This window comes from Rhizobium sp. BG4 (genome assembly GCF_016864575.1).
In the GTDB taxonomy this organism is placed as follows: Bacteria; Pseudomonadota; Alphaproteobacteria; order Rhizobiales; family Rhizobiaceae; genus Rhizobium.
Map to the genome: position 1 here is coordinate 957,343 of NZ_CP044125.1, position 23,690 is coordinate 981,032.

The following is a 23,690-nucleotide window of genomic DNA, read 5'->3' on the forward strand; positions in this document are numbered from 1 at the left end:
GGATGCTTACATCCGGTCGACGGCGTCCTTCAGCTTGTCCTTGGCCTTGCCTGCCGCGACCTGGGCCTTGCCCTTGCCTTCCTGGACTGCGCCCTTGGCCTGCATGCTGCGGTCGCCGGTCACCTTGCCGGCGGCCTGCTTTGCCTTGCCTGCAATCTCGTTGGTCTTGCCGGAAATCTTGTCGCTGGTGCTACCCATATCAGATGCCTCCTATCGCGCCGGGGCGACCTTGCCCTGGCTTGCGGAAGGACTAACGTCAGCTATCTGAATTCGTTCCGAAGAAAGTCAGGCGTGGCCAGCTTCAGCAGAGAGCATCGCCGCAGTGACGCCCATGCCCGCCAGAGCTCGCTCGTATTTGTCGTCGAGGCTGCGATCGAAGATCAGTGCTTCGTTGGCAGCGCAGGTCAGCCAGCCATTGTTGCCGACTTCGGTTTCCAGCTGGCCGGCACCCCAGGAGGAATAGCCGAGCAGCATGGTGGCGCGCTTGGGACCGCCGCCCTTGGAGATGGCGCGGACGATATCGAGCGTCGCCGTCAGGCAGATATCGTCGCTGACGGGGATGCTGGAATCGCTCAGATAATCATCGGAATGCAGCACGAAGCCGCGGCCGCTCTCGACCGGGCCGCCGGTCTGGATCGGGAAGTCGCGGGCGTGATCGGGAAGAACGATGGAATCGCTGTCCTTGATCATTTCGAGATGCAGCAGGACGTCGGTAAAGGTCAGGCTCTGCGGGCGGTTGATGACGAAGCCCATGGCCCCGGCATCCGAATGCGCGCAGATATAGACCACCGTGCGCGCAAAATTCCTGTCTTCCATGCCGGGCATGGCAATCAGGAACTGCCCGTCGAAAAAGCCGCGTTCCCGTCTGTTCTTCAGCGTCGATAAGGACATAATTCCTCCTGCTGCCAGACCGCGTGAAAAGGCCCCGACACAGGAAACATGGGGCAATGTCACAAATCAATCAACCGAAAATGAAGAATTAGAATCACTCCTCATATGGCAGCCTGTAGCACTTTTCGATAAACCTTTGTTCCATGAAGATTATTTCTTTTACGCGACGGATTATCCGCGGCCTCGGTCTTTCTGCCGCAGCCCTCCTCAGCCTGGCTGCCGCCGCGCAGGCGGAAATGAGCGACTGGGTCGATAACGAGGGCGGCCGGATGCGGCTGATCGCGCTGCCGCCGGAGCGCGACGGAACGATCCATGGCGGGCTGCAGATCGAGCCGAAACCCGGCTGGATCACCTATTGGCGCGAGCCCGGCAGCAGTGGTATTCCGCCGCAGATCACAGTGGCGCCCGAAAGCGGCGTGGCGCTGAAGGATATCCGCTATCCGGTGCCGAAGCATATCAACGACGGCAAGGTCGACGACATCGGCTACGACGCCCCGGTCGTATTGCCGCTGACCTTCAAGGCGGACGGCGACGGGGCGCCCGGCGCGATCAAGGCCACCGCCTTCATCGGCATCTGCAAGGAGCTCTGCGTGCCCTTCCAGGCGGCCTTCGAGTTGCCGCTTTCGAGCGCCCGGCAATCGCGCCCGGAGGAAGAGGCGTTGCTGGAACAGGCGGAGAAAGCCCTTCCCGAAGAGGCCTCGTCCGGCTTCCAGGTGGTGTCGCACAAGATGTCCGCCGACACGAAGGAGCTGTGGCTGGAGATCGCCCTACCCGGCGGCGGCGACACGGCGCCGCAGGTGATTGTCACCGGGCCGAACGGCTATGTCTTCACCAAGCAGCTGATGAGCAAGCGCGACGGCAAGACCTTCTCGACCTCGGTCGCGATCGGCAAATTGCCGCGCAACTATGCGCTCAAGGGCAAGACCTGGCATGCGCTCGTCATCGACGGCGGCCGCGCCATGGAGACACCGCTTGCCTTTGAGTGACCGGCTCCTATAGTCCCCACCGACCCTGCGGCATCTGCCGCTTCATCATCTCAACGAGGAGAGTTTCATGAGCATCGCAATCGGCGACAAGCTTCCGGCCGCCACCTTCAAGGAAAAGACCGCCGACGGCCCGGTCGAGATCTCGACCGAGCAGCTGTTCAAGGGCAAGCGCGTCGTGCTCTTCGCCGTCCCCGGCGCCTTCACGCCCACCTGCACGCTGAACCACCTGCCGGGCTATCTCGAAAACCGCGACACCATTCTCGGCAAGGGCGTCGATGACATCGCCGTCGTCGCCGTCAACGACTGGCACGTGATGAGCGCCTGGGCACAGCAGTCCGGCGGCGCCGGCAAGATCCACTTCCTGGCCGACTGGGACGCCGGCTTCACCAAGGCGCTCGGCCTCGAAGCCGACCTCTCCGCCGGCGGCCTCGGCGTCCGCTCCAAACGCTACTCGATGCTCGTCGAAGACGGCGTCGTGAAGTCGCTCAACGTCGAGGAAAGCCCGGGCCAGGCAACGGTTTCGGGTGCAGCTGCGATGATCGAGCAGCTTTGAGGATTGGGGCGGCGGACTGAGGTTCGCCGCTTTTGTTTTGGGAGGGTGTGTTTCGAAGACTGCGGCCGGGGCGCGCCTGAGCGGCGGGCGAAACCATACACCGCGCCCGGAGCCCCTCACCCTGCCCTCTCCCCGCTGGGGAGAGGGATGTTGGCGCGAGAGGCAGCCGCGGTGCTCCCTTCTCCCCCGCGGGGAGAAGGTGCCCGAAGGGCGGATGAGGGGGCCGCGAGTACAGGTCTTCCCCATCTCTGTGCTCTTCACAGAGCCGGCCCAACTCCTTGCGCCGAAAAGACTTCTCCCGCCGCGCAGACGCGCGGCGACTGAATTCCTGTGACAAGCACAGGAGTGAGGGAGGAGAGGACCGAGTATCCTAGCTAGCGTTGAGTTTTTAGGCCAGCTATCCGCGCTGCCAACGCAGCACCCAGCTCGTCGTCGCTGACGTCGCCACCGGTCGCGATGGAAGCATCAATGATATCGCGCAGCTTTTTCAGCCGCGCCTCCCGCTGCGCGACGAGGCTCAATCCTGTGGTGACGACCTCTTCAGGTGAGCGATAGCGCCCCCGCGCTACCAATTTCTCGACAAAATCCTCCCACTGCTTTTCGATCGAAACCTTCATGGCGACACTCCCTTGCCCACAGGTTACCGGAAAGTCGTAGGCACCGCATCCACCCCGCTTGCACCCGCCCCGCTTTTGCCATAAACGTTACAACATAACAGTAATGTTATTACATTTTAGAAAGCCTGCAATGCCTCGCCCCCTCCCCAATCTGCTCCGGCAATCCGCCTTTGCGCGCGCCGGTTTCGTGTTGTTGCTGATCTCCTCTCTCTGGCTGGCGATCTATTGGGCGGCGGTGTTGCCGTGAGTGTTCCCCTGATCGAGCTTGAGAATGTCACCGTTACCTATGACCGGCATCCGGCGGTGCATCATGTCTCCGGCAGCATCCGCGAGGGTAGCCTGACGGCGATTGCCGGGCCGAATGGGGCGGGGAAGTCGACGCTTTTGAAGGCGCTGGTGGGGGAGCTGAGACCGGCGGCCGGGATGATCCGGCATCGGCTGGCGCGGCTTGATTTCGGCTATCTGCCGCAGGCGGCCGATATAAACCGGCGGTTTCCGATCTCGGTTCTCGATACCGTGATGCTCGGCGCATGGCGGCAGGCGGGTGCGTTCGGGCGCGTTTCGGAGGCCGAACGGCTGAAGGCGCTGGAGGCGCTTTCGGCGGTCGGGCTCGATGGTTTCGACAATCGGCATATCGGCTCGCTGTCGGCCGGGCAGTTTCAGCGCGTGCTGTTCGCGCGGCTGCTGCTGCAGGATGCCCGGGTGATCCTGCTCGACGAGCCATTTACCGCAATCGATGCGCGCACCACGCGCGACCTTCTCGATATCGTCGCCCGCTGGCATGGCGACGGGCGCACGGTGATTGCCGTGCTGCACGATTTCGAACAGGTGCGGGCGCATTTTCCCGAGACGATGCTGATCGCCCGCGAGCTGATCGGCTGGGGGCCGACATCCGAAGTGATGTCGGCGGCGAACCTGATGACGGCGCGGGCGATGGCCGAGCGCTGGGACGAGGAAGCCGCCATCTGCGAGCCTGCCGCATGACCGCCTACGACATCTTTCTCGCACCCTTCGCCGATTATGGCTTCATGCGCCGGGCGCTCGTCGCCTGCCTCTGCCTCGGGCTCGGATCCGGTCCGATCGGCGTCTTCCTGATGCTGCGGCGGATGAGCCTGATGGGCGATGCGATGAGCCATGCGGTGCTGCCGGGGGCGGCGATCGGCTATCTGGTCGCGGGCTCGCTGTCGCTGACGGCGATGGGGATCGGCGGGCTGGTGGCCGGGCTGTCGGTGGCGTTGCTTTCGGGCGTCGTCAGCCGCATGACCGTGCTGCAGGAGGATGCGAGCTTTGCCAGTTTCTACCTTGCATCATTGGCGCTCGGGGTGCTGATCGTCTCGCTGCGGGGCTCGAATATCGATCTGCTGCATGTGCTGTTCGGCACCATCCTGGCGATCGATACGCCGGCGCTCACCCAGATCGGCACGATCGCCTCGATCACGCTGCTGGCGCTGGCGGTGATCTACCGGCCGCTGGTCACCGAATGTTTCGATCCCGGCTATCTGCGCGCCGTCGGCGGCCGTGGACCGCTTTATCACTTCCTGTTCCTGCTGCTCGTCGTGCTCAATCTGGTGGCCAGCTTCCAGGCGCTCGGCACGCTGATGGCCGTCGGCCTGATGATGCTGCCGGCGGCGATTGCCCAGCTCTGGTCGCGCAGCCTGCCGCAGATGATGGTGATCTCCGTCCTCAGCGCCACGGCGTCCGGCTATCTCGGCCTGATCGCCTCCTACCATCTCGAGCTCGCCTCCGGACCGACGATCATCATGACGGCGGCGAGCCTCTACACGCTTTCGATCCTCTTTGCGCCCTCCGGCATTGCCCGGCGCCTTTTCCCCCGCCCCCATCTCAAGGGCTGAACCCAAGGAGACTGACCATGCTTTCCCGCAGATTACTTCTTTCCGCCGCGCTGCCGGCGCTGCTTGCCGCCTCGGCGATGCCGGCTTCGGCCGAAACGCTGAAGGTCGTCGCCTCCTTCACCGTGCTTGCCGATGTCGTCAAGCAGGTCGGCGGCGATCATGTCAGCGTCACCAGCCTCGTCGGCCCGAACGGCGACCCCCATGAATTCGAGCCCTCGCCCGCCGATGCCAAGCACCTGAAGGCAGCCGAGGTCACCTTCGTCAGCGGCGAAGGCCTGGAAGGCTGGATGGACCGGCTGATCACCGCTTCCGGCTACAAGGGCACGCCGGTCACGGCTTCCGAAGGCATCAACACGCGGACGATGGAAGAGGACGGCAAGACCGTGACCGATCCGCATGTCTGGAACAGCCCGGTCAACGTCAAGGTCTGGGTGGTGAATATCGAGAAGGCGCTTTCGGCTGCCGATCCGGCCGATGCCGCCGCCTTCAAGACGAATGCCGACCGCTACACGAAGACGCTCGACGAACTCGATGCCTATGCGCATTCGAAATTTGACAAAGTCGCCGACGATCGCCGCAAGGTGCTGACCAGCCACGACGCCTTCGGCTATTTCGGCCGCGAGTATCAGGTGAGCTTCCTGGCGCCGCTCGGCGTTTCCACCGAGAGCGAAGCCTCGGCTGCCGACGTCGCCAAGCTGATCGAGCAGATCAAGGCCGAGAACGTGAAGACCTACTTCTTCGAAAACTCGAACGACCCGCGCCTCGTCAAGCAGGTGGCGAAGGCAACCGGCGCAAAGCCCGGCGGCGAGCTCTATGTGGAATCGCTCTCGGACGCCAAGGGACCGGCCCCGACCTATGAGAAGATGTTCCGCTACAATGTCGACCAGATCGCCGCGGCGATGGCAAAGTCGAGCTGAGTACGGATGGCCGCGGAGCGATCCGCGGCCTTTTCCTCAGACGTTGAGGTCGAAGACCAGGAGGCCGCCGAGGCCGCCATCGACGGATTCGACGATCTTCTCGCCGACCGCGACATGTTCAGGATGGATGAGATAGGCGTCACGCGCTTCCGGGCTCTCGAAGGTGACCACGAAGCCTTCGACGAAGCCGCCATGCAAGCCTTCCGGCGAGACGTTCGGGCCATGCTTGATGTCGATGATCCCCGGAATGACCTGCTGCAGCGCAACGACCGAGCCGAACAGTGCCTGCTTCTCTTCGCCGGTCATGGCGGCCTTCAGCCGCAGAAATACGCAATGCAGGATCATATGGTTCCTCCCAGTTTCTGCGCGGCAGCATAGTGGGAATGGCACCGAGGGCAAGCCCGCCAGAAATGGCGGGTCCGGTTTAAATCCCGCATCGCGGGCAAGGTGCCGCACGTTTTCCATCCCCGGATACATTTATTAGCAATAGCTTGTGGATGCGTTTGCGCAGGCGCAAAATGCCGCCCCGATGGGACGGGGGCTCCCATCGTAGGGAGGACCATCATGGATGATATGAACCTCACGACCCTGCAGAAGGGCCATAAAGTCATGCGCGCCGATGCGATCGAGGCCCTTGCGGCGGGATTGCGCGGACGGTTGATCACCAAGGCGGATAGCGACTACGACGAAGCCCGGACGATCTGGAATGCGATGATCGACCGCAAGCCGGGGATGATCGTGCGCTGCGCCGGCGCCAGCGACGTCATCAAGGCTGTCCGCTTCGCCCATGACAATCACCTGCTGCTCGCGGTGCGCGGCGGCGGCCATAACATTGCCGGCAATGCCGTCTGCGAGGGCGGCGTGATGATCGATCTCTCGGCGATGCGGTCCGTCTGGGTCGATCCGGCGACGCGGCGCATGCGGGTGGAGCCCGGTGCCACGCTTGCCGATGTCGATGCGGAAACGCAGGCTTTCGGCATGGTTCTGCCGACCGGCATCAACTCGACGACGGGTATTGCCGGCCTGACGCTCGGCGGCGGCTTCGGCTGGACGACGCGCAAATACGGGCTGACGCTCGACAACCTGATCTCGATGGATGTCGTCACCGCTGACGGCAAGCTGAGACGGGTCAGCGAAAAGGAGGATCCCGATCTCTTCTGGGCGCTGCGCGGTGGCGGCGGCAATTTCGGCGTCGTGACCTCCTTCGAATTCCGCCTGCACGATCTGCCCGGCAATGTGCTCGCGGGCCTCGTCGTTCATGCCTTTGCCGATGCCGAGATGGTGCTGAAGCAGTATCGCGCCGCACTCGAGAAGGCGCCGGACGAGCTGACCTGCTGGGCGGTGATGCGCCAGGCGCCGCCCCTGCCCTTCCTGCCCGCCGAATGGCACGGCAAGGAAGTCCTGGTGCTCGCCATGTGCTATTGCGGCGATCTCGCCGCTGGACAGGCAGCAACGGCGGAGCTTCGCGGGATCGGCAAGCCGATCGCCGATGTCGTGGGGCCGGTGCCCTTCGCCGCCTGGCAGCAGGCCTTCGATCCGCTGCTGACGCCTGGCGCCCGAAACTACTGGAAGAGCCAGGATTTCGCGGCGCTCTCCGATCAGGCGATTGCCGTGCTGCTCGATGCGGTGCGCAAGCTGCCGGGGCCGGAATGCGAAATCTTCGTCGGCCATGTCGGCGGTGCCGCCGGCCGGATCGCCGGCGAGGCGACGGCTTTCCCGCAGCGCAGCTCGCATTTCATCATGAACGTCCATGGGCGCTGGCGCGACAAAGCCATGGATCAGAAAGGGATCGCCTGGGCGCGAGGGCTTTTCGAAGCCACCAAGCCGCATGCGATCGGCACGGCCTATATCAACTTCATGCCCGAGGACGAGGCAGACCGGGTGGAGAAGGCCTATGGGAAGAACTACCGGCGGCTGGCCGAGATCAAGCGGCACTACGACCCGGAAAACCTGTTCCGCATGAACCAGAACGTCAAGCCACTGCCGGAGATGCGGGCGGCAAGCTGACGGCGCGCTGGCTCAGGCGGCTTGCCATGAACAGGCCGGCGGATGCGCTCCGCCGGCCGGCTAACGGGCTTGCGGGAACGGCCAGTCGATGATCCCGCCCGCATAGAGCGCCCACCAGACAAAAACCGGTTGAAAGGCCAGCCGCGGCACATGATAGAGCCAGGCATAGGTACTGGCGTCGACCGCCGACAATCCGTCGATCGCATGCTTGATATTGGCGGGATAGACGCAGACCGCATAGGCGGCGAGCCCAATCCCTGCGGCGGCGCGAAAGGGCGACGAAAGCAGCCCGGCCGCGGCCGCCACCTCGCATGCGCCGGTGATGAAGACAACAGCAGCCGGAAACGGCACCAGAGCCGGCATGATCCTGAGAAACGGACCCGGTAGCAGCATGTGAAGGATGCCGACGGTCAGGTAGATCGCCGACAACACAAGCCGCCACCAAAATCTCGATTCCAGGGATGGTTCAAACCACATCCCAATGTGCACGGCCATTCAATCCTCGCATCGCGCTTCACAGACTTTGATACGAAGGTGATCGGTTTGTGGATGTGTCCGATTGGAACGACGCTGGTGCAAACGCTCAAATCCGGCGCAGGATTTTCTTGCGCAATCTCCATTCAATTAAACCCGCTTAAAGGAAAAAGCCTTACAAATGCGGGGATTGGCGCGTCTGGGTTCATTAGTACTGCATGAATACAACCTGGCAAATACTGATCGGCAATCTTGCCATCGTTGCACTTGTGATCTCGATCTGGGCTCACATCTATTTCCGATTCCGGCTGATGACCGACCTGCAGACGAAGCTTGCCTTCGGCGCGGTGATGGGCGCCGGGACGATGGCTTCGATGATGATGTCGGTGCCGCTCAGCAATGGCGTCTTCATCGACCTGCGCTATTCGCTGGTCGCCATCTCCGCGCTGTTCGGCGGCGCGCCTTCCGCCACTCTGACGATCCCGCTGGCCGTCGCCTTCCGCCTGCAGATGGGTGGCGCCGGCGCGCTTGACGGAATGATCAGCATTGCCTGCGTCGGTGCGGTGTCGCTGACGCTGCGGGTGCTGCAGAAGCGCCGCAAGGCAAGGCTTGCCGATACGTTCATTCTCGGCGCGCTGGTTTCCGTCACGCTGCTGGCGACGATGCTGGTCCTGCCGGCGCAGATCAGCGCCATGGCGTTGCAGCTGGTGGGCGTGCCTGCTGTCGTGCTGAATTTCGGCGCGATCATCGTTGCCGGTGCGCTGCTCCTGCAGTTCGAGCATATGGCACTGGACCGCGATCTCTTGACCGCAGCGCTGACGCAGACGCCGGATTTCCAATATGTGAAGAACCGCGACAGCGTCTTCGTCGTCGTCAACCGCAATGTCGCCGAGCATCATCATTTCACCTCGCCGGAAGCGATGGTGGGCGCCACCGATTTCCACATCGCCACCCAGCGCCGCGCCGAAGTCCTGTTTGCCGAAGAGCAGGCGCTGATGCGCAGCGGCGAAGCGCTGATCAACAAGATCGAGCCGCTGCAGCAGGGCGACAAGGAGCACTGGTTCCGCACCTCGAAAGTGCCGCTGCGCGACCGCGACGGCATCGTCATCGGCCTTGCGGGCGTCACCCGCGACATTACCGAGGAGCGCAGCATCGAGCGCGAGCTGCGCGCGAACCGCAACATGCTCTCGCACGCGATGTCCGGCATGTCCGATGGCTTTGCGATGTACGATCCGAAGGGCGACCTCGTTTACGCCAACCCGCAATATGCGCATCTCTTCCCGCTTTCCGGCGTGGTGCGCGTTGCCGGTTTCAACATTCGCGACATCCTGCGCAAGGCGGTCGAGACGCAGGAGCGCCGCAGCTTCCCCGCCGAGATCGACGAAGAGTGGATCGAGACCGCAGCACGCGACCTGCATCGCGACAAGGACGAGGAAATCGACCTCTATGACGGCCGCTGGCTGAGCCTGCGCACCCGCATGACCGCCGATGGCATGGCGCTCGTCGTCGTCTCCGACGTGACCGCGATGAAGCAGGCCGAGCATTCGCTGCGCGCCGTTGCCGACCGGATGAAGAGCCTTGCCGAGACCGACGGCCTGACCGGCATCGTCAACCGCCGCGCCTTCGACGAGGCCCTCGCATTGGCGCTCGCCCGCAGTGTGCGCGAGCGCACGCCACTCAGCCTGCTGATGATCGATGTCGACCGCTTCAAGGCCTATAACGACACCTACGGGCACCTGGCCGGCGACGAATGCCTGAAGGCTGTCACCGACTGCCTGCGCAAGGCGGCCCGGCGCGATACCGATATCGTCGCCCGCTTCGGCGGCGAGGAATTCGTCGTGCTGATGCCCGAAGCCGACGAGGCGGATGCCTGCCGTGTTGCCGAACAGTTCCGCGATGCGCTGCATGCGCTGAACCTGCCGCATACGGGCAGCGAGTTCGGACGGGTAACGGCGAGTGCCGGCATTGCCGTCAAGCAGAGCCGTGCCCGCGCGACGACGCCTGCCGAGTTCATGCAGCATGCCGACGAGGCGCTTTACGACGCCAAGCGCAATGGCCGCGACCGGATCTCGATCTGGGAATCGCCCGCCAGTGCACGGACGGCAAACGGCTAGGCGATATCCAAGAGCAGAGCGCAGTGATCGGAAACTTCAGGCTCCCTGACGACCTCGAAGCGGGTGACGCTCACGCCCGGTGATACCAGCATGTAATCGGCAAAGCGGCCGTCCTTCGGATAGAGCGAGGTGCGCGTTCCCGCAAAGCCGCCTGATGTGACGAGCTCGGTGAGGCCGAGCTGGCCCAGGATCTCGAAGGTGGCGCTATCGGCAGCACGTTGAAATCGCCGCAGATGACAAGTGGCTCGTCCTGCTTGCGGATACGCCCGATCAACGAGACCAGCGCCTCGGCTTGCTCCAGTCTGGCCGGTGTATCGCCCTTGCCGGCCATGTCGCGCAGGCCATGCAGCTGGGCAACGACGAGCGGGCGGCCAGAGGCATAGTCGAAGAGGCGCAAAACCTGCGCGTTGCGCGGGCGCGGATGGGCGCCGTAACCATCGGGCGAGAAGGCGCCGTGGACGAAATCCATCGCCTGGCCGGAGATGGCGAGCGAGCGGTGGACGAAGGTGGCGAGGCCGAATTCGGAGGGGACGGCTGTCTCGCCATCCAGGAGTTCACCGCGCGAGGCAGGGGCGAAGATGCCATCATGTTCCGGCAGAACGGCCTTCACCTCGTCGAACAGATTGGCGCGCTGCGGCAGTATGTGGCTGCCGTCACGATATTCCAGCCAGCCGCTCGTGACGCCGACGGAACGGGTGACTTCCTGCAGGCAGATGATATCGGCTTTGGCGCCGGCGAGATAATCGATCAGCGGCTCATGGATCTTGCCGCCCCAGGCGTTCAGAGAAATGATCCGCAGTGCCGCCTCCCCCGCTTTGCCTGCCTACTTCTTCTTGTAGGGTGCCATGCCCATGCGCGCCAGTTCGTCGGCGCGCTCGTTTTCCGGATGGCCGGCATGGCCCTTGACCCAGTGCCACTTGACCTTGTGGCGCTGATTGGCGGCGTCGAGCGCCTGCCAGAGCTCGCCGTTCTTCACCGGCTTCTTGTCGGCGGTCTTCCAGCCGTTTTTCTTCCAGCCGAAGATCCACTTGGAGATGCCGTCCATGACATATTTGCTGTCGGTGTGGAGATCGACCTCGCAGGGCGTGTTCAGCGCCGAGAGAGCGGAGATTGCCGCCAGCAGTTCCATGCGGTTGTTGGTGGTCTCGGCTTCGCCGCCCGAGAGTTCCTTCTCGACCTCGCCATAGCGCAGGATCGCGCCCCAGCCGCCGGGGCCGGGATTGCCGGAGCAGGCACCATCGGTGAAAATCTCGACGTGCTTCATGCCGAAAGCCCGTATTCGGCCGCCGACTTGATCTGGCGGTGGAAGCGCAGCTTGCGCAGATATTCGAGCGGGTCCTTCTTGGTGACCATGGCGCCCTCAGGCGTCGTCAGCCAGTCATAGAGGCGGGTCAGGAAGAAGCGCAGCGCCGAGCCGCGCGCCAGGATCGGAAGAGCCGTGCGTTCGGCCTCGCTCAGCGGGCGCACACTCTGGTAGGCGTCGAGGAAGGCCGTGCCCTTGGTGATGTTGTAGGCGCCGTCCTTTTCGAAGCACCAGGCGTTCAGGCAGATCGAGACGTCGTAGGCGAGCAGGTCGTTGCAGGCGAAGTAGAAGTCGATCAGGCCGGAGAGCGTATCGCCGAGGAAGAAGACGTTATCAGGGAAGAGATCGGCATGAATGACGCCTGAAGGCAGGTCTTTCGGCCAGTGGGCCGAGAGGAAATCCATTTCGGCCCGAACCTCGTCCGACATGCCCTTCTCGACCTCGTCGGCGCGGGCTTCGGACTTTTCCCAAAGCGTCTTCCAGCCATCGATGGACAGCGCATTGGGACGCTTCAGCTCGAAGCCTTCACCGGCGATATGCATCTGCGCCAGCGCCTTGCCGACTTCGCGGCAGTGCTTCGCCTCGGGCTTGCGCAGCCACATGCCTTCGAGGAAGGAGATCAGCGCCGCCGGACGATCGGACAGGCGCCCGAGCAGCGCGCCATCCCTACGCGGCAGCGGCAGTGGGCAGGACAGGCCGCGGGCGGCCAGGTGATGCATCAGGCCGAGGAAGAACGGCAGATCGGATTTCTCGACGCGCTTTTCATAGAGCGTCAGGATCAGCGGATCCTTCGAGGTGTGCAGCAGGAAATTCGAGTTCTCGACGCCCTCGGCAATGCCCTTGTAGGAGAGCAGCTCGCCGGTCTCATATTCCGTCAGGAACCACTTCAGATCGTCTTCGGAGATATCGGTGTAAACGGCCAAGGTGCGGTCTCACGGTCGGTTCGATAGAGTGGAAGCCTTCAGGGCGCGGGATACCCGCTCTGCCCTGCCTGATATCTCCCCCACAAGGGGGGAGATCGGCCTCCGGTGGAGCTTTCCCCAAACAAATCATCTTGGAGCGAGCGGCAGAACAGAGGCAAGTGCCCCCGCAACGCCGCGCTAGCCGTTCACGAAAGCCATATCCGCCGCGGTCAGCTCGATGTTGCGGAGCTCGCGGTTGACGAGGAAGTGTTCGTTTTCCTGCACCGTCTCAGCAAGCTCCACCTGGGCTGCGAAACGGGCGCGAAAGGCTTCGATGATCTCGTTGACGATGACCTCGGGGGCCGACGCGCCGGCGGAGAGGCCGAGCGTCGAGATCTGGCCGATCTCGTCCCAGTTCAGTTCGGAGGCGCGCTGCACGAGGATCGACTTCGTCGCCCCGGCCCTCAGCGCCACTTCGACGAGGCGCTTGGAATTGGACGAGTTCGGGGCACCGACGATGATGAAGAGATCGCAGCCGGGTGCGGCCTGCTTGACGACTTCCTGGCGGTTGGTCGTGGCATAGCAGATGCTGTCTGCGGCCGGCGCCGTCAGGTTCGGGAAGCGCTGTTCAAGGCGGGCGATGACGCCGGCGGTATCGTCGACCGAGAGCGTCGTCTGCGTCACGTAGCCGAGATTGTCAGGGTCGACCGGCTGATAGGTATCGGCGTCCTCGACGGTCTCGATCAGCGAGACCGAGCCTTCCGGCAGCTGGCCCATCGTGCCGATGACTTCCGGGTGGCCGGCATGGCCGATCAGCACGACGTGGCGACCGAGGCGGTTGTGGCGCATCGCCTGCTTGTGGACCTTGGAGACCAGCGGGCATGTGGCGTCGAGATAGAAGAGGTTGCGGCTGTTGGCATCCTCGGGAACCGACTTCGGCACGCCATGCGCCGAGAAGACGACCGGCTGGGCGCGGTGTTCTTCCGGGATCTCGTTGAGCTCCTCGACGAAGACGGCACCCTTGGCTTCCAGGCCCTCGACGACATAGCGGTTATGCACGATCTCGTGGCGGACATAGACCGGGGCGCCGTAGGATTTCAGCGCCAGAACGACGATCTGAATGGCGCGGTCGACGCCGGCACAGAAGCCGCGCGGCCCGCAAAGCCTGATCGTCAGAGGAGGTTTCGCTGCGATATTCATGTTCAAGTCCGATGTCCGTCGTCCCGGGTGTCTAGCCCAATATGGGGACGAATTGAAGCAATACTATTGCGCGGGAGCGCCGCGGCGGCCGCGGAACCAGGAGACGCCGACGATGCCGACCAGCACGGCGGCCAGTCCGTACCAGGTGAAGGCGTATTCCAGGTGGTTGTTAGGCAGGTCGATCTCGGTGACGCCGCCGATCGGGAAGCCCTTCGGGTTCGGGGTCGAATCCGCATCAATGAAGAAGGGCACGACGTTCGAGGCATCGAAGCCGTCGCTCGATCCCATCGCGTCGATATCCTTCCAGTAGAAGATGTTCTTGGCGATGTCGTTGTCAGGCACCACCCAGGAGGGCTTCCCGGGGAGACGGTTGCGGGCGAGGCCGGTGACGCTCTGCTGGCCGGTCAGCTGGCCCTGCATGCGCATTTCCGGCTCCTTATTCTCATAGGGAACGAAGCCGCGATTGACGAAGAGGTAGCGGCCGTCGGCAAGCTCGAGCGGCGTATAGACGTAGAAGCCCGCCTCCCCGCGCCAGGTGGCGAGGAAGTGGCGCTCCTTGTTGTTGACGTAGCGGCCGGTGACGGTGACCGGGCGATATTCGATATCGGTGCCGGAAGAGAGCATCTGTTCGATATCGGCAAGCTGCACTGGAGCGGCATTGCGGCGCGCGGCGATATCGGCAAGCAGGCCCTCCTTCCAATAGAGGCGCTCGACCTGCCAGGTGCCGAGGGAAATGAGAATGGCGAGCGCGATCAGCACCGCGATGCCGGTGAAGACCGGCAGCTTGCGGCGCGCGGCCGGGATATTCATGTCAGTCACTCAGGCGTCCTTCACGGGCATTGTGGCGGTATTGCATGGCGATCAGGATGCCTTTGCACCAGCGCAGCGTCAGCAGCGACAGGATGATCGTCAGCGGGCCGAAGAGCAGAATGTGCAGCCAGATCGGCGGCGCGTAATTGACCTCGAGCCAGAGCACGCTGCCAATGACGACGAAGCCGACGAGCAGGATGACGAAGACGGCAGGACCATCGCCCGAATCGGCGAAGGCATAATCCAGGCCGCAGGCGGCGCAGCGCGGCTTCAGCGACAGCAGGCCGTCGAACAGCTTGCCATTGCCGCAGCGCGGGCAGCAGCCCTTGATGCCTGTCTTGACCGGATCGACCGGAGGAAAGAGAGCGGTGTCTTCTTGCATGTGGATTCCCGTGGCGTCACCTAAAGCCGCCTTAACTCTCCCATAAAGTATCCGCAGGACGAAGGGAAATACCTGCGCGATTTCGCCTCAGCGATTCGGGCCAATCAGAAAAGAAGAGACATGAGCACCGACAGCACCGCAGCCCAGATCGTCATTCTCAACGGGGCGCCGCGCAGCGGCAAGACGACGATCGCGCGCGCCATCCAGCAGCAATTCGACGGGCCGTGGCTCAATTTCGGCGTCGACAACTACAATGCGATGACGCCGTCGCAGTATCTGCCGGGCATCGGGCTGCGGCCGGGCGGCGAGCGGCCGGATCTCGAGGAGTTCGTGCCGTTCTTTTATGCCGCGCTCTACGAATCGATCGCCATCCATGCCGGGCTCGGGATCAATGTCGTCGCCGATCTCGGCCATCACGACGCCTATTCGCAGCCGCTCGGGATTCTGGCCGATTGCGCGCGCCGGCTCGATGGTTTCCCGGTGCTTTTCGTCGGCGTGCGCTGCCCGCTGGAGGTGATCATGAAGCGGCGGGAGATCGACGAGCCGGGCCGCGAGGAACTTTATGCGAGAGCAAGCGCCGAGATCGCCGTGCCGGATGCTGTCAGGCGCTGGCAGGACGAGGTGCACAAGCCCGGCATCTACGATCTCGAAGTCGATACCTCGCTCCTGACGCCCTATGAATGCGCCGAGGCGATCCGCCAGCAACTCGATATCGGCATACCCGATCCTTCCGCCTTCGAGCGGATCGCCGGGGCGCGGTGAGAACAAAGAAAAAGGCGGGCGCCGATAGCACCCGCCTTTTTTTGTCCGTGTGAACCGGATCAGCCGTGGGCGACCGGTGCACCCCATCCACCCCAGATGTAGATGGAGAAGAACAGGAACAGCCAGACGACGTCGACGAAGTGCCAATACCAGGCAGCCGCTTCGAAGCCGAAATGCTGCTTCGGCGTGAAGTCGCCGCGGATAGCGCGCACCAGGCAGACCAGCAGGAAGATCGTGCCGATCAGAACGTGGAAGCCGTGGAAGCCGGTCGCCATGAAGAAGGTCGCGCCGTAGATCGATGCCTTGAAGGCGAACGGAGCGTGGGCGTATTCGTAGGCCTGGACGAAGGAGAACAGGATGCCGAGCAGGACGGTCAGCGTCAGGCCCTGGATGAGGCCCTTGCGGTCGTTGTGCAGCAGAGCATGGTGTGCCCAGGTAACCGTCGTGCCCGAGAGGAGCAAGATGACGGTGTTGTAGATCGGCAGGTGCCAGGGATCGAGGACTTCGATGCCCTTCGGCGGCCACTGACCACCGGTGAAGGCAAGACGCGAGGCCTGGATCGCTTCGTGCGGATAGAGGCTGGCGTCGAAATAGGCCCAGAACCAGGCAACGAAGAACATCACTTCCGAAGCGATGAACATGATCATGCCGTAGCGCAGGTGCAGCGAGACGACGCGCGTGTGGGCACCCTCATGGGCTTCCTTCACGGTATCGGCCCACCAGCCGTACATGACGTAGAGGATCAGCGCGAGGCCGATGAAGAACAGCCACGGATGAGCCCACTCGACACCGAAGAGGTGCAGCGAGCCGCCGTTCAGATAGCGCATGTAGCCGACGCCACCGAAGGTGATGATGAAGGCGCCGATCGAGGCGAGCAGCGGCCACGGGCTCGGATCGATAATATGGTAGTCGTGATTCTTTTGATGCGCGTCGGCCATCTCTAATCCCCGGATCTCTTCCTCGCTCGCCCCCGGCATAGCCGGAAACGAACCTCAATCAAAGTTTCTTTTCAACCTTCTCCGCTCCACCCTCATTCGAAGCCAGCGGCTTCGGTCCCTCTTTCGGGTAGAACGTATAGGATAGCGTGACCGTGTGAATGTCCTTCGACTCCACGGCCTTGGTAATTTCCGGATCGATGTAGAACACCACCGGCATTTCAAGCTTTTCGCCCGGCTTCAGGTCGGTCTCGTTGAAGCAGAAGCACTGGACCTTGTTGAAATAGGCCCCGGCTTCGCCTGGCGTGACGTTGAACACGGCCTGGCCGCGCTGGGTTTCGTTCGAGCGATTCTCGGCGATGAAATTCACCTGGATCGTCTCGCCGATGCGCGGATTGACTTCGCGCTGGACCGGCTTGAACTCCCAGAAGAGACCCGGAGCGACATTGGCGTCGAAGGTGACGCGCATCTTGCGGTCGAGGATCTCGGTCGATGCCTGCTCGACGCGCTGCGTCGTGCCGTTGTAGCCGGTGATCTGGCAGAACATGCGATAGAGCGGAACGGCCGCGTAGCTCATCGCGCCCATGCCGACGACGAAGCTCAGGCACATGAAGACGACAGCGCCGTTGTTGCGGCCCGGCTTCTTCGGTGCGTTGGCGGTGTCGCTCATCGGCTCAGCCTCCATGTCCCAGGAATTTCACGATGGTGATCAGGTAGAACAGAACGCAGAGGCCGGCGAGAACGAGGCCGAGCGCCACGTTGCGGTTCCGGCGCGACTTGCGCTGCGCTTCGGTCAGCTTCACGGTTTCCATCAGATGATACCTCCTGCATGGAAGACCAGGATCGATGCCAGCCGGTCGAACATCAGCGCGGAGAAGATCGCGAAGAGATAGAAGATCGAGAAAGCGAAGAGCTTCTTGGCCGGGATCATCTTTTCATCGCCATCCGGCATGCGCCAGACGGCGATGGAACAGCTTATGAAGACGGTGCCGAGCAGCGTCGCGACAAGACCGTAGCCGAAGCTCGCAAAGCCGAGCAGCGACGGGATGACGCCGCAGATGGCGGTCAGCACCGCATAGGCGACGATCTGGTGCTTGGTGGTGCGCTCACCCGAGACGTTCGGGAGCATCGGGACGCCGACGGCTTCGTAATCGCGCATCTTGAAGAGCGCGAGAGCCCAGAAATGTGCGGGCGTCCAGAGGAAGATGATGAGGAACAGCACGGTGCTTTCGATGGTGACCGAGTTGGTCACGCAGGCCCAGCCGATCATCGGCGGGAAGGCACCGGCAGCGCCGCCAATGACGATGTTCTGCGGCGTCGAGCGCTTCAGCCACATCGTATAGACGATCGCGTAGAAGAAAATCGTGAAGGCGAGGATGCCGGCCGACAGCCAGTTGACGGCGAGGCCGAGGATCGTCACCGAGAAGCCCGAGAGCACCAGGCCGAAGGCCAGCGCTTCCTTGGGCTGAATGCGGCCTGCGGGGATCGGGCGCTGCGCCGTGCGGGTCATGACAGCGTCGATATCGGCGTCATACCACATGTTGAGCGCACCCGACGCGCCAGCGCCGACGGCAATGCAGAGGATCGAGATCAGGCCGAGAACGGGATTGATTTGACCCGGCGCCAGCACCAGGCCGGCAAAAGCCGTGAAGACCACGAGCGACATGACGCGCGGCTTCAGAAGCTCGAAATAATCGCGCGCGCCCGCTTCCGAAAGGCGGAGTTCGCCTTCCTCTGCAAGTGCCTCGTGATTGTCGATGACCGTCATTATTCCGTCCTGCTCGGCTCAAGCGCGCTGCGATCCTTCAGATTGGCTGAATGCGCTCTGGCCTCTTGTTTTTTCCGCATGCCCTACCGCGTCATGCGTTAAGGCCGGACGCTGCATCGGAATGCGGCGCCCGGAATTTGGAGCATCTTACTTGATGCGCGGGAGCTGTTCCCACTGGTGGTACGGCGGCGGCGAAGGCAGCTGCCATTCCAGGGTGGTTGCACCCTCACCCCACGGATTGTCGCCAGCGAGGCGCTTCTTGGCGAAGGCTTCGAAGACACCGTAGAGGAAGATCAGCACGGCGAAGGCCGAGATGTAGGAGCCGATCGAGGAAACGTAGTTCCAGCCGGCAAATGCATCCGGATAGTCGATGTAACGGCGCGGCATGCCTGCGAGACCGAGGAAGTGCTGCGGGAAGAACACCAGGTTGACGCCGATGAACATGACCCAGAAGTGCAGCTTGCCGAGGAACTCGTTGTACATGTAGCCGCTCATCTTCGGGAACCAGTAGTACCAGGCAGCGAAGATGGCGAAGACGGCGCCGAGCGACAGAACGTAGTGGAAGTGAGCCACGACGTAGTAGGTGTCATGCAGCGAGCGGTCGAGACCGGCATTTGCCAGCTGAACGCCGGTGACGCCACCAACCGTGAACAGGAAGATGAAGCCGATCGCCCAGACCATCGGCGTGCGGAACTCGATCGAGCCACCCCACATCGTTGCGATCCAGGAGAAGATCTTCACGCCCGTCGGAACGGCGATGACCATCGTCGCGAAGACGAAGTAGCGCTGTGCGTCGAGCGACAGGCCGACCGTGTACATGTGGTGGGCCCAGACGACGAAGCCGACGGCACCGATGGCGACCATGGCGTAGGCCATGCCGAGGTAACCGAAGATCGGCTTGCGCGAGAAGGTCGAGATGATGTGGCTGACGATGCCGAAGCCCGGCAGGATCAGGATGTAGACTTCCGGGTGACCGAAGAACCAGAACAGGTGCTGGTAGAGGATCGGGTCACCGCCGCCTTCCGGCGCGAAGAAGGTCGTGCCGAAGTTACGGTCGGTCAGCACCATGGTGATGGCGCCAGCCAGAACCGGCAACGAGAGCAGCAGCAGGAAGGCCGTGATCAGAACAGCCCAGGCGAAGAGCGGCATCTTGTGCAGCGTCATGCCCGGTGCGCGCATGTTCAGGATCGTGGTGATGAAGTTGATCGCGCCGAGGATCGACGAGGCACCGGCGACGTGCAGCGAGAAGATCGCGAGGTCGACGGCAGGACCCGGCTGGCCCGCGGTTGCGAGCGGCGGATACATCGTCCAGCCACCGCCAGCGCCGTAAGCACCGGCCGGGCCTTCGACGAACATCGACAGCACGAGCAGCAGGAAGGCCGGAACGATCAGCCAGAAGGAGATGTTGTTCAGACGCGGGAACGCCATATCCGGGGCACCGATCATGATCGGAACCATCCAGTTGGCGAAGCCGCCGATCATCGCCGGCATGACCATGAAGAAGATCATGATGAGGGCGTGAGCGGTGGTGAAGACGTTGAACATGTGCTTGGCGCCGTCGATCGCGGCGTCGCCTTCGAAGCCGTAAACCATCGAGGCCAGACCGTGGAAGATCTGGATGCCAGGCTCCTGAAGCTCCATGCGCATGGCAACGGAGAGCGCGCCGCCGATGATGCCGGCGAAGATCGCGAAGATCAGGTAGAGCGTGCCGATGTCCTTGTGGTTCGTCGAAAAGAACCAGCGATTGACGAAGCTCGGCTTGTGCGAGTGATCGTGATGGTCGTCATGCGCATGTGCGTCATGGCCATGATGATCATGAGAATGATCGTGGGCGGAACCAGCCATTTTTCCGAGTCCCTTCTAGATTACTGAGCGTTTTCGGCGACATCGACGGTCTTTGCAGGACCATCGGTGGCAGCCATGAGAGCCTTGTAGGCTCCGGGAAGATCGGAAGCGGCAGCCGTGAGCCACTGCTTGTACTTGTCTTCGGAAACGACGCGGATCGCGATCGGCATGAACGCATGGTCCTTGCCGCAGAGCTCGGAACACTGGCCGTAGAACAGGCCTTCGCGCTCGGTCTTGAACCAGGTTTCATTGAGGCGGCCCGGAACGGCGTCGATCTTGACACCGAAGGACGGCATTGCGAAGGCGTGGATCACGTCCGTCGGGGCGGCGGTCACGAGAACGCGAACAACCTTGTTGACGGGCAGGATGATTTCGTTGTCGACGGCCAGCAGGCGCGGATAGGTCGCCAGATCCGTCTTGCCGGCGGCGGCACGATCCGGATCCTTCAGGAGGTAGGAATCGAAGGCCAGCGGATTGTCGCCGGTGCCTTCATATTCGTAGTTCCACTGCCACTGGGTAGCGGTCGCCTTCAGCGTCACATCCGGATTTTCGGGAAGCGTCAGCTGAGCGGTGAGCAGGTTGAACGACGGAACGGCGAGGAAGAGAAGAACCAGGACCGGCCCCACGGTCCAGATAACTTCGATGACGGTGTTATGGCTCGTCTTCGACGGCACCGGATTGGCGCTCGCACGGAACTTCCAGCAGACGACGATGAGCAGGACCAGAACGAAAAGCGTGATCGGTACGATGAACCACAGCGTATATTGTTCGAACCAGCGGATTTCCCGCATAATCGGCGTTGCCGCCGGCTGCAGCGTTGCCTGCCACGGCATCGGCTGATCGGCATATGTGCCGGAAGCAAAAAGCAGACAGACCAGCGCGGTCAGAGCTGCATAAGCCTTCTTAATCACCTTAGTATCTCCCTCGAGCGCTTGACCTGCCTTAAATCGAACGCAGAATCCTTGCCATCTTCAGCGCTTCAAACCACAGTTTGCAACTGACCGCAACAGGCCAGAGCGATTGTCTATGCGGCATTTTTGCCAGAAGCCGATTCACAAGCAGGCACAAAACATTACCGAATATTTGCACCATCATACGGAAAAGGCTTACGCGGGCCAATCCAAAGCTCCAACATTATTGCGGAAAGGTCCTATTTCTGCCGTAGTCCCCCGGTTTTCACGGGGCAGGTCTTTTCATTTCCGGTCACGGCCTTCAACAATACCGTCACCGATTCGAATTCCAGAGGTTTTCATGGGTTTCCGTTCCCTTGTGCGGTCGTTTGTTCTGACCACCACTCTTGCAGCAGCAGCGGCAGCCCCCGTTTTCGCCCAGCAGCCGGCGGCCCCGGCCCCGGCCCAGCCCGCTCCCTCGCAGCCGGCACCGGCCCAGCAGGCAGCGCCCGGCCAGAGCCAGCCGCAGGCGCCGGGCACGGTGAAATCGAACCACGGCGCATGGTCCGTCGTCTGCGACAAGCCGGCCGGCGCTTCGGCCGAGCAATGCGCGCTGATGCAGAATGTCATCGCCGAGGACCGCCCTGAAGTCGGCCTCTCGGTCGTCGTTCTGAAGACTGCCGACCGCAAGTCGAAGATCCTGCGCGTGCTCGCCCCTCTCGGCGTGCTGCTGCCGAACGGCCTCGGCCTCAATGTCGACGGCAAGGATATCGGCCGCGCCTATTTCGTCCGCTGCTTTGCCGACGGCTGCTATGCCGAAGTCGTGCTCGAGGACGAACTCCTGAAGACCTTCCGCAGTGGCACCAGCGCCACTTTCATCGTCTTCCAGACGCCGGAAGAAGGCATCGGCATTCCCGTCGACCTGAAGGGCTTTGCCGAAGGCTACGACGCGCTTCCCTGATGTCGGCCCGATAGGGGCTTGCTCGAACTGCCCTGCGGTCCTACATCGGCTTTAAAGCATTCCTGCTTTGAAGCGGAGCATACCATCATGAATACCGATCTCCTGACGCTCTTCGATGCCGACGAAGCGACGACGCGCAAGCTCGTGGCCGAGGCGCTTTCCGGCTCCGATGACGGCGAGCTCTATATCGAGCACGCGCAGGCGGAATCGCTGATGTTCGACAATGGCCGCCTGAAGGGCGGCAGCTTCAATACCGAGCAGGGTTTTGGCCTGCGCGCCGTTGCGGGCGAAGCCGTCGGCTATGCGCATGCCGGCGACCTTTCGGTTTCGGCGCTGAAGCGCGCCGCTGACGCCGTCGGCGCCGTGACCCGCGGCTATTCCGGCAGCTATGCCGCGGCACCCCAGGGCACCAACAAGAAGCTCTATACCGACGAGAACCCGATCGGCACGCCAACCTTCGAAGAGAAGGTGAAGATCCTCACCGATATCGACGCCTATTTGCGCAACAAGGACGACAAGGTGCGCCAGGTGACGGCCTCGGTCGCCGCCAGCTGGCAGGTGGTCGATATCCTGCGCGCCGACGGACACCGCGTCCGCGACATCCGGCCGATGACGCGCATCAACATCTCCGTCGTCGTCGGCGAAGGCGACCGGCAGGAGAGCGGCTCCTTCGGCCAGGGCGGCCGCATCGGCTTCGGCGATTTCATCACCGAAAGCAGCTGGCAGAACGGCGCCGACGAGGCGCTGCGGCAGGCGCTCGTCAATCTCGAAGCGATCGAGGCGCCGGCAGGCACGATGGATGTCGTGCTCGGCTCCGGCTGGCCGGGCGTCATGCTGCACGAGGCCGTCGGCCACGGTCTGGAAGGCGATTTCAACAGGAAGAAGACCTCGGCCTTTGCCGGTCTGCTCGGCCAGATGGTTGCCGCACCCGGCGTCACCGTGGTCGATGACGGCACGATCGACAGCCGCCGCGGCTCTATCACCATCGACGACGAAGGCACGCCTTCGGCCTATAACGTCTTGATCGAGAACGGCAAACTGGTCGGCTACATGCAGGACCGGCAGAATGCCCGGCTGATGGGCATGGCGCCGACCGGCAACGGGCGCCGCCAGGGCTATTCGCATGTGCCGATGCCGCGCATGACGAACACCTACATGCTCGGCGGCGACAAGACGCCCGAGGAAATCATCGCTTCGGTCAAGAAGGGCGTCTATGCCGTCTCCTTCGGCGGCGGCCAGGTGGACATCACCTCGGGCAAATTCGTCTTCGGCTGCACCGAGGCCTATCTGATCGAGAACGGCAAGATCGGCGCGCCGATCAAGGGCGCCATGCTGATCGGCAACGGTCCGGATGCGATGAAGCGCGTCTCGATGATCGGCAACGACATGAAGCTCGATACCGGCATCGGCAATTGCGGCAAGGGCGGCCAGTGGGTGCCCGTCGGCGTCGGCCAGCCGCATCTGCGCATGGACCAGGTAACAGTCGGCGGCACACAAGCCTGACGCGGCAGGAGGCGGCG

General features: G+C 62.8%; 26 protein-coding genes and 1 pseudogene. 10 read left to right on the top strand and 17 right to left on the bottom strand.

Annotated features, from left to right (window positions below):
• Positions 1–6 precede the first annotated feature (6 nt).
• On the bottom strand, positions 7–198 hold the full coding sequence (locus tag F2982_RS05085; protein ID WP_112712835.1) for a CsbD family protein: 192 nt from the start codon (positions 196–198) through the stop codon (positions 7–9).
• Between the two features lie 87 nt (positions 199–285).
• A complete protein-coding gene (locus F2982_RS05090; RefSeq protein ID WP_112712837.1) occupies positions 286–891 on the bottom strand; it encodes a YqgE/AlgH family protein in 606 nt (201 codons plus the stop codon).
• Between the two features lie 143 nt (positions 892–1,034).
• Between F2982_RS05090 and F2982_RS05095 the strand changes: the two genes are divergently transcribed.
• Together F2982_RS05095 and F2982_RS05100 are read left to right on the top strand one after the other, a co-directional pair.
• Entirely contained in the window at positions 1,035–1,877 is an 843-nt protein-coding gene (locus F2982_RS05095; RefSeq protein WP_203429452.1) for a protein-disulfide reductase DsbD domain-containing protein, read from the top strand.
• Between the two features lie 67 nt (positions 1,878–1,944).
• Positions 1,945–2,430, top strand: a complete 486-nt coding sequence (locus F2982_RS05100) for a peroxiredoxin (RefSeq protein ID WP_112712841.1) — start codon at positions 1,945–1,947, stop codon at positions 2,428–2,430.
• 374 nt (positions 2,431–2,804) lie between these two features.
• Here the strand turns inward: F2982_RS05100 and F2982_RS05105 are convergent, their stop codons facing one another.
• A complete protein-coding gene (locus tag F2982_RS05105; RefSeq protein WP_203429453.1) occupies positions 2,805–3,047 on the bottom strand; it encodes a type II toxin-antitoxin system ParD family antitoxin in 243 nt (80 codons plus the stop codon).
• Between the two features lie 243 nt (positions 3,048–3,290).
• Between F2982_RS05105 and F2982_RS05110 the strand changes: the two genes are divergently transcribed.
• From F2982_RS05110 to F2982_RS05120, 3 genes are read left to right on the top strand one after another with little or no spacing between them, the layout of a single operon-like run.
• Entirely contained in the window at positions 3,291–4,031 is a 741-nt protein-coding gene (locus F2982_RS05110) for an ABC transporter ATP-binding protein (protein ID WP_203429454.1), read from the top strand.
• Positions 4,028–4,900: a metal ABC transporter permease gene (locus F2982_RS05115; RefSeq protein ID WP_203429455.1), complete on the top strand. Its 873-nt coding sequence runs from the start codon at positions 4,028–4,030 to the stop codon at positions 4,898–4,900. The genes F2982_RS05110 and F2982_RS05115 overlap by 4 nt, the downstream gene beginning before the upstream one ends.
• A 17-nt stretch (positions 4,901–4,917) precedes the next feature.
• On the top strand, positions 4,918–5,817 hold the full coding sequence (locus F2982_RS05120; RefSeq protein ID WP_203429456.1) for a zinc ABC transporter substrate-binding protein: 900 nt from the start codon (positions 4,918–4,920) through the stop codon (positions 5,815–5,817).
• Between the two features lie 36 nt (positions 5,818–5,853).
• Here F2982_RS05120 and F2982_RS05125 read toward each other — a convergent pair whose 3' ends face one another.
• Positions 5,854–6,162 carry a Dabb family protein gene (locus F2982_RS05125; protein WP_203429457.1) on the bottom strand — a complete coding sequence of 103 codons (309 nt, stop codon included), beginning with the start codon at positions 6,160–6,162 and terminating at the stop codon, positions 5,854–5,856.
• 219 nt (positions 6,163–6,381) lie between these two features.
• Here F2982_RS05125 and F2982_RS05130 point away from each other — a divergent pair, with 219 nt between their 5' ends.
• Entirely contained in the window at positions 6,382–7,824 is a 1,443-nt protein-coding gene (locus tag F2982_RS05130; protein ID WP_203429458.1) for an FAD-binding oxidoreductase, read from the top strand.
• A 60-nt stretch (positions 7,825–7,884) separates the two neighbouring features.
• On the opposite strand, the gene F2982_RS05135 is transcribed toward F2982_RS05130, so the two are convergent.
• Complete coding sequence (locus F2982_RS05135; RefSeq protein WP_348652514.1) at positions 7,885–8,256, bottom strand: hypothetical protein; 372 nt, start codon at positions 8,254–8,256, stop codon at positions 7,885–7,887.
• A 260-nt stretch (positions 8,257–8,516) separates the two neighbouring features.
• Here F2982_RS05135 and F2982_RS05140 point away from each other — a divergent pair, with 260 nt between their 5' ends.
• Entirely contained in the window at positions 8,517–10,412 is a 1,896-nt protein-coding gene (locus F2982_RS05140) for a diguanylate cyclase (RefSeq protein ID WP_203429459.1), read from the top strand.
• Here F2982_RS05140 and F2982_RS05145 read toward each other — a convergent pair.
• From F2982_RS05145 to F2982_RS05170, 6 genes and pseudogenes are all read right to left on the bottom strand, one after another.
• Positions 10,409–11,211, bottom strand: a pseudogene (locus F2982_RS05145) (endonuclease/exonuclease/phosphatase family protein). The gene F2982_RS05140 and the pseudogene F2982_RS05145 sit on opposite strands and share 4 nt — an antisense overlap.
• A gap of 24 nt (positions 11,212–11,235) precedes the next feature.
• Positions 11,236–11,676, bottom strand: coding sequence for a ribonuclease HI (gene rnhA, locus F2982_RS05150; protein ID WP_112712859.1), 441 nt, complete (start codon positions 11,674–11,676; stop codon positions 11,236–11,238).
• Positions 11,673–12,638, bottom strand: a complete 966-nt coding sequence (locus F2982_RS05155) for a homoserine kinase (protein ID WP_130278909.1) — start codon at positions 12,636–12,638, stop codon at positions 11,673–11,675. Before F2982_RS05155 ends, rnhA begins: the two co-directional genes overlap by 4 nt.
• Positions 12,639–12,815: 177 nt before the next feature.
• Positions 12,816–13,817 (bottom strand): 4-hydroxy-3-methylbut-2-enyl diphosphate reductase, encoded by a 1,002-nt coding sequence (gene ispH, locus F2982_RS05160; RefSeq protein ID WP_199626332.1) that lies wholly within the window; start codon positions 13,815–13,817, stop codon positions 12,816–12,818.
• 63 nt (positions 13,818–13,880) lie between these two features.
• Complete coding sequence (locus F2982_RS05165) at positions 13,881–14,636, bottom strand: SURF1 family protein (protein WP_203429460.1); 756 nt, start codon at positions 14,634–14,636, stop codon at positions 13,881–13,883.
• The gene (locus F2982_RS05170; protein WP_203429461.1) at positions 14,629–15,009 is read right to left on the bottom strand and encodes a DUF983 domain-containing protein; all 381 of its coding nucleotides are present in this window, start codon (positions 15,007–15,009) and stop codon (positions 14,629–14,631) included. Before F2982_RS05170 ends, F2982_RS05165 begins: the two co-directional genes overlap by 8 nt.
• A 120-nt stretch (positions 15,010–15,129) precedes the next feature.
• Here F2982_RS05170 and F2982_RS05175 point away from each other — a divergent pair, with 120 nt between their 5' ends.
• Positions 15,130–15,771, top strand: coding sequence for a chloramphenicol phosphotransferase (locus F2982_RS05175; protein ID WP_112712871.1), 642 nt, complete (start codon positions 15,130–15,132; stop codon positions 15,769–15,771).
• A 59-nt stretch (positions 15,772–15,830) separates the two neighbouring features.
• Here F2982_RS05175 and F2982_RS05180 read toward each other — a convergent pair whose 3' ends face one another.
• The 6 genes from F2982_RS05180 to coxB form a co-directional block, all read right to left on the bottom strand.
• Positions 15,831–16,709, bottom strand: a complete 879-nt coding sequence (locus tag F2982_RS05180) for a cytochrome c oxidase subunit 3 (RefSeq protein ID WP_112712873.1) — start codon at positions 16,707–16,709, stop codon at positions 15,831–15,833.
• A 58-nt stretch (positions 16,710–16,767) separates the two neighbouring features.
• The gene (locus tag F2982_RS05185; RefSeq protein WP_112714332.1) at positions 16,768–17,376 is read right to left on the bottom strand and encodes a cytochrome c oxidase assembly protein; all 609 of its coding nucleotides are present in this window, start codon (positions 17,374–17,376) and stop codon (positions 16,768–16,770) included.
• Positions 17,377–17,380: 4 nt separating this feature from the next.
• Entirely contained in the window at positions 17,381–17,518 is a 138-nt protein-coding gene (locus tag F2982_RS05190; RefSeq protein WP_165402624.1) for a hypothetical protein, read from the bottom strand.
• Positions 17,518–18,474, bottom strand: a complete 957-nt coding sequence (locus F2982_RS05195) for a heme o synthase (RefSeq protein ID WP_112712875.1) — start codon at positions 18,472–18,474, stop codon at positions 17,518–17,520. The genes F2982_RS05190 and F2982_RS05195 overlap by 1 nt, the downstream gene beginning before the upstream one ends.
• A 147-nt stretch (positions 18,475–18,621) precedes the next feature.
• Positions 18,622–20,319: a cytochrome c oxidase subunit I gene (gene ctaD, locus F2982_RS05200; RefSeq protein WP_112712877.1), complete on the bottom strand. Its 1,698-nt coding sequence runs from the start codon at positions 20,317–20,319 to the stop codon at positions 18,622–18,624.
• Between the two features lie 20 nt (positions 20,320–20,339).
• A complete protein-coding gene (gene coxB, locus F2982_RS05205) occupies positions 20,340–21,230 on the bottom strand; it encodes a cytochrome c oxidase subunit II (RefSeq protein ID WP_112712879.1) in 891 nt (296 codons plus the stop codon).
• Between the two features lie 340 nt (positions 21,231–21,570).
• Here coxB and F2982_RS05210 point away from each other — a divergent pair, with 340 nt between their 5' ends.
• The gene (locus tag F2982_RS05210; protein WP_112712881.1) at positions 21,571–22,170 is read left to right on the top strand and encodes an invasion associated locus B family protein; all 600 of its coding nucleotides are present in this window, start codon (positions 21,571–21,573) and stop codon (positions 22,168–22,170) included.
• 87 nt (positions 22,171–22,257) lie between these two features.
• Entirely contained in the window at positions 22,258–23,673 is a 1,416-nt protein-coding gene (gene tldD / locus F2982_RS05215) for a metalloprotease TldD (RefSeq protein ID WP_203429462.1), read from the top strand.
• Positions 23,674–23,690 lie beyond the last annotated feature (17 nt).

Excerpts from the sequence above, each read along its gene's own strand:
- F2982_RS05085 (WP_112712835.1), bottom strand. The coding sequence starts at position 198 with ATGGGTAGCACCAGCGACAAGATTTCCGGCAAGACCAACGAGATTGCA.
- F2982_RS05090 (WP_112712837.1), bottom strand. The coding sequence starts at position 891 with ATGTCCTTATCGACGCTGAAGAACAGACGGGAACGCGGCTTTTTCGAC.
- F2982_RS05095 (WP_203429452.1), top strand. The coding sequence starts at position 1,035 with ATGAAGATTATTTCTTTTACGCGACGGATTATCCGCGGCCTCGGTCTT.
- F2982_RS05100 (WP_112712841.1), top strand. The coding sequence starts at position 1,945 with ATGAGCATCGCAATCGGCGACAAGCTTCCGGCCGCCACCTTCAAGGAA.
- F2982_RS05105 (WP_203429453.1), bottom strand. The coding sequence starts at position 3,047 with ATGAAGGTTTCGATCGAAAAGCAGTGGGAGGATTTTGTCGAGAAATTG.
- F2982_RS05115 (WP_203429455.1), top strand. The coding sequence starts at position 4,028 with ATGACCGCCTACGACATCTTTCTCGCACCCTTCGCCGATTATGGCTTC.
- F2982_RS05120 (WP_203429456.1), top strand. The coding sequence starts at position 4,918 with ATGCTTTCCCGCAGATTACTTCTTTCCGCCGCGCTGCCGGCGCTGCTT.
- F2982_RS05125 (WP_203429457.1), bottom strand. The coding sequence starts at position 6,162 with ATGATCCTGCATTGCGTATTTCTGCGGCTGAAGGCCGCCATGACCGGC.
- F2982_RS05130 (WP_203429458.1), top strand. The coding sequence starts at position 6,382 with ATGGATGATATGAACCTCACGACCCTGCAGAAGGGCCATAAAGTCATG.
- F2982_RS05140 (WP_203429459.1), top strand. The coding sequence starts at position 8,517 with ATGAATACAACCTGGCAAATACTGATCGGCAATCTTGCCATCGTTGCA.
- rnhA (WP_112712859.1), bottom strand. The coding sequence starts at position 11,676 with ATGAAGCACGTCGAGATTTTCACCGATGGTGCCTGCTCCGGCAATCCC.
- ispH (WP_199626332.1), bottom strand. The coding sequence starts at position 13,817 with ATGAATATCGCAGCGAAACCTCCTCTGACGATCAGGCTTTGCGGGCCG.
- F2982_RS05170 (WP_203429461.1), bottom strand. The coding sequence starts at position 15,009 with ATGCAAGAAGACACCGCTCTCTTTCCTCCGGTCGATCCGGTCAAGACA.
- F2982_RS05175 (WP_112712871.1), top strand. The coding sequence starts at position 15,130 with ATGAGCACCGACAGCACCGCAGCCCAGATCGTCATTCTCAACGGGGCG.
- F2982_RS05180 (WP_112712873.1), bottom strand. The coding sequence starts at position 16,709 with ATGGCCGACGCGCATCAAAAGAATCACGACTACCATATTATCGATCCG.
- F2982_RS05185 (WP_112714332.1), bottom strand. The coding sequence starts at position 17,376 with ATGAGCGACACCGCCAACGCACCGAAGAAGCCGGGCCGCAACAACGGC.
- F2982_RS05190 (WP_165402624.1), bottom strand. The coding sequence starts at position 17,518 with ATGGAAACCGTGAAGCTGACCGAAGCGCAGCGCAAGTCGCGCCGGAAC.
- F2982_RS05195 (WP_112712875.1), bottom strand. The coding sequence starts at position 18,474 with ATGACGGTCATCGACAATCACGAGGCACTTGCAGAGGAAGGCGAACTC.
- ctaD (WP_112712877.1), bottom strand. The coding sequence starts at position 20,319 with ATGGCTGGTTCCGCCCACGATCATTCTCATGATCATCATGGCCATGAC.
- F2982_RS05210 (WP_112712881.1), top strand. The coding sequence starts at position 21,571 with ATGGGTTTCCGTTCCCTTGTGCGGTCGTTTGTTCTGACCACCACTCTT.
- tldD (WP_203429462.1), top strand. The coding sequence starts at position 22,258 with ATGAATACCGATCTCCTGACGCTCTTCGATGCCGACGAAGCGACGACG.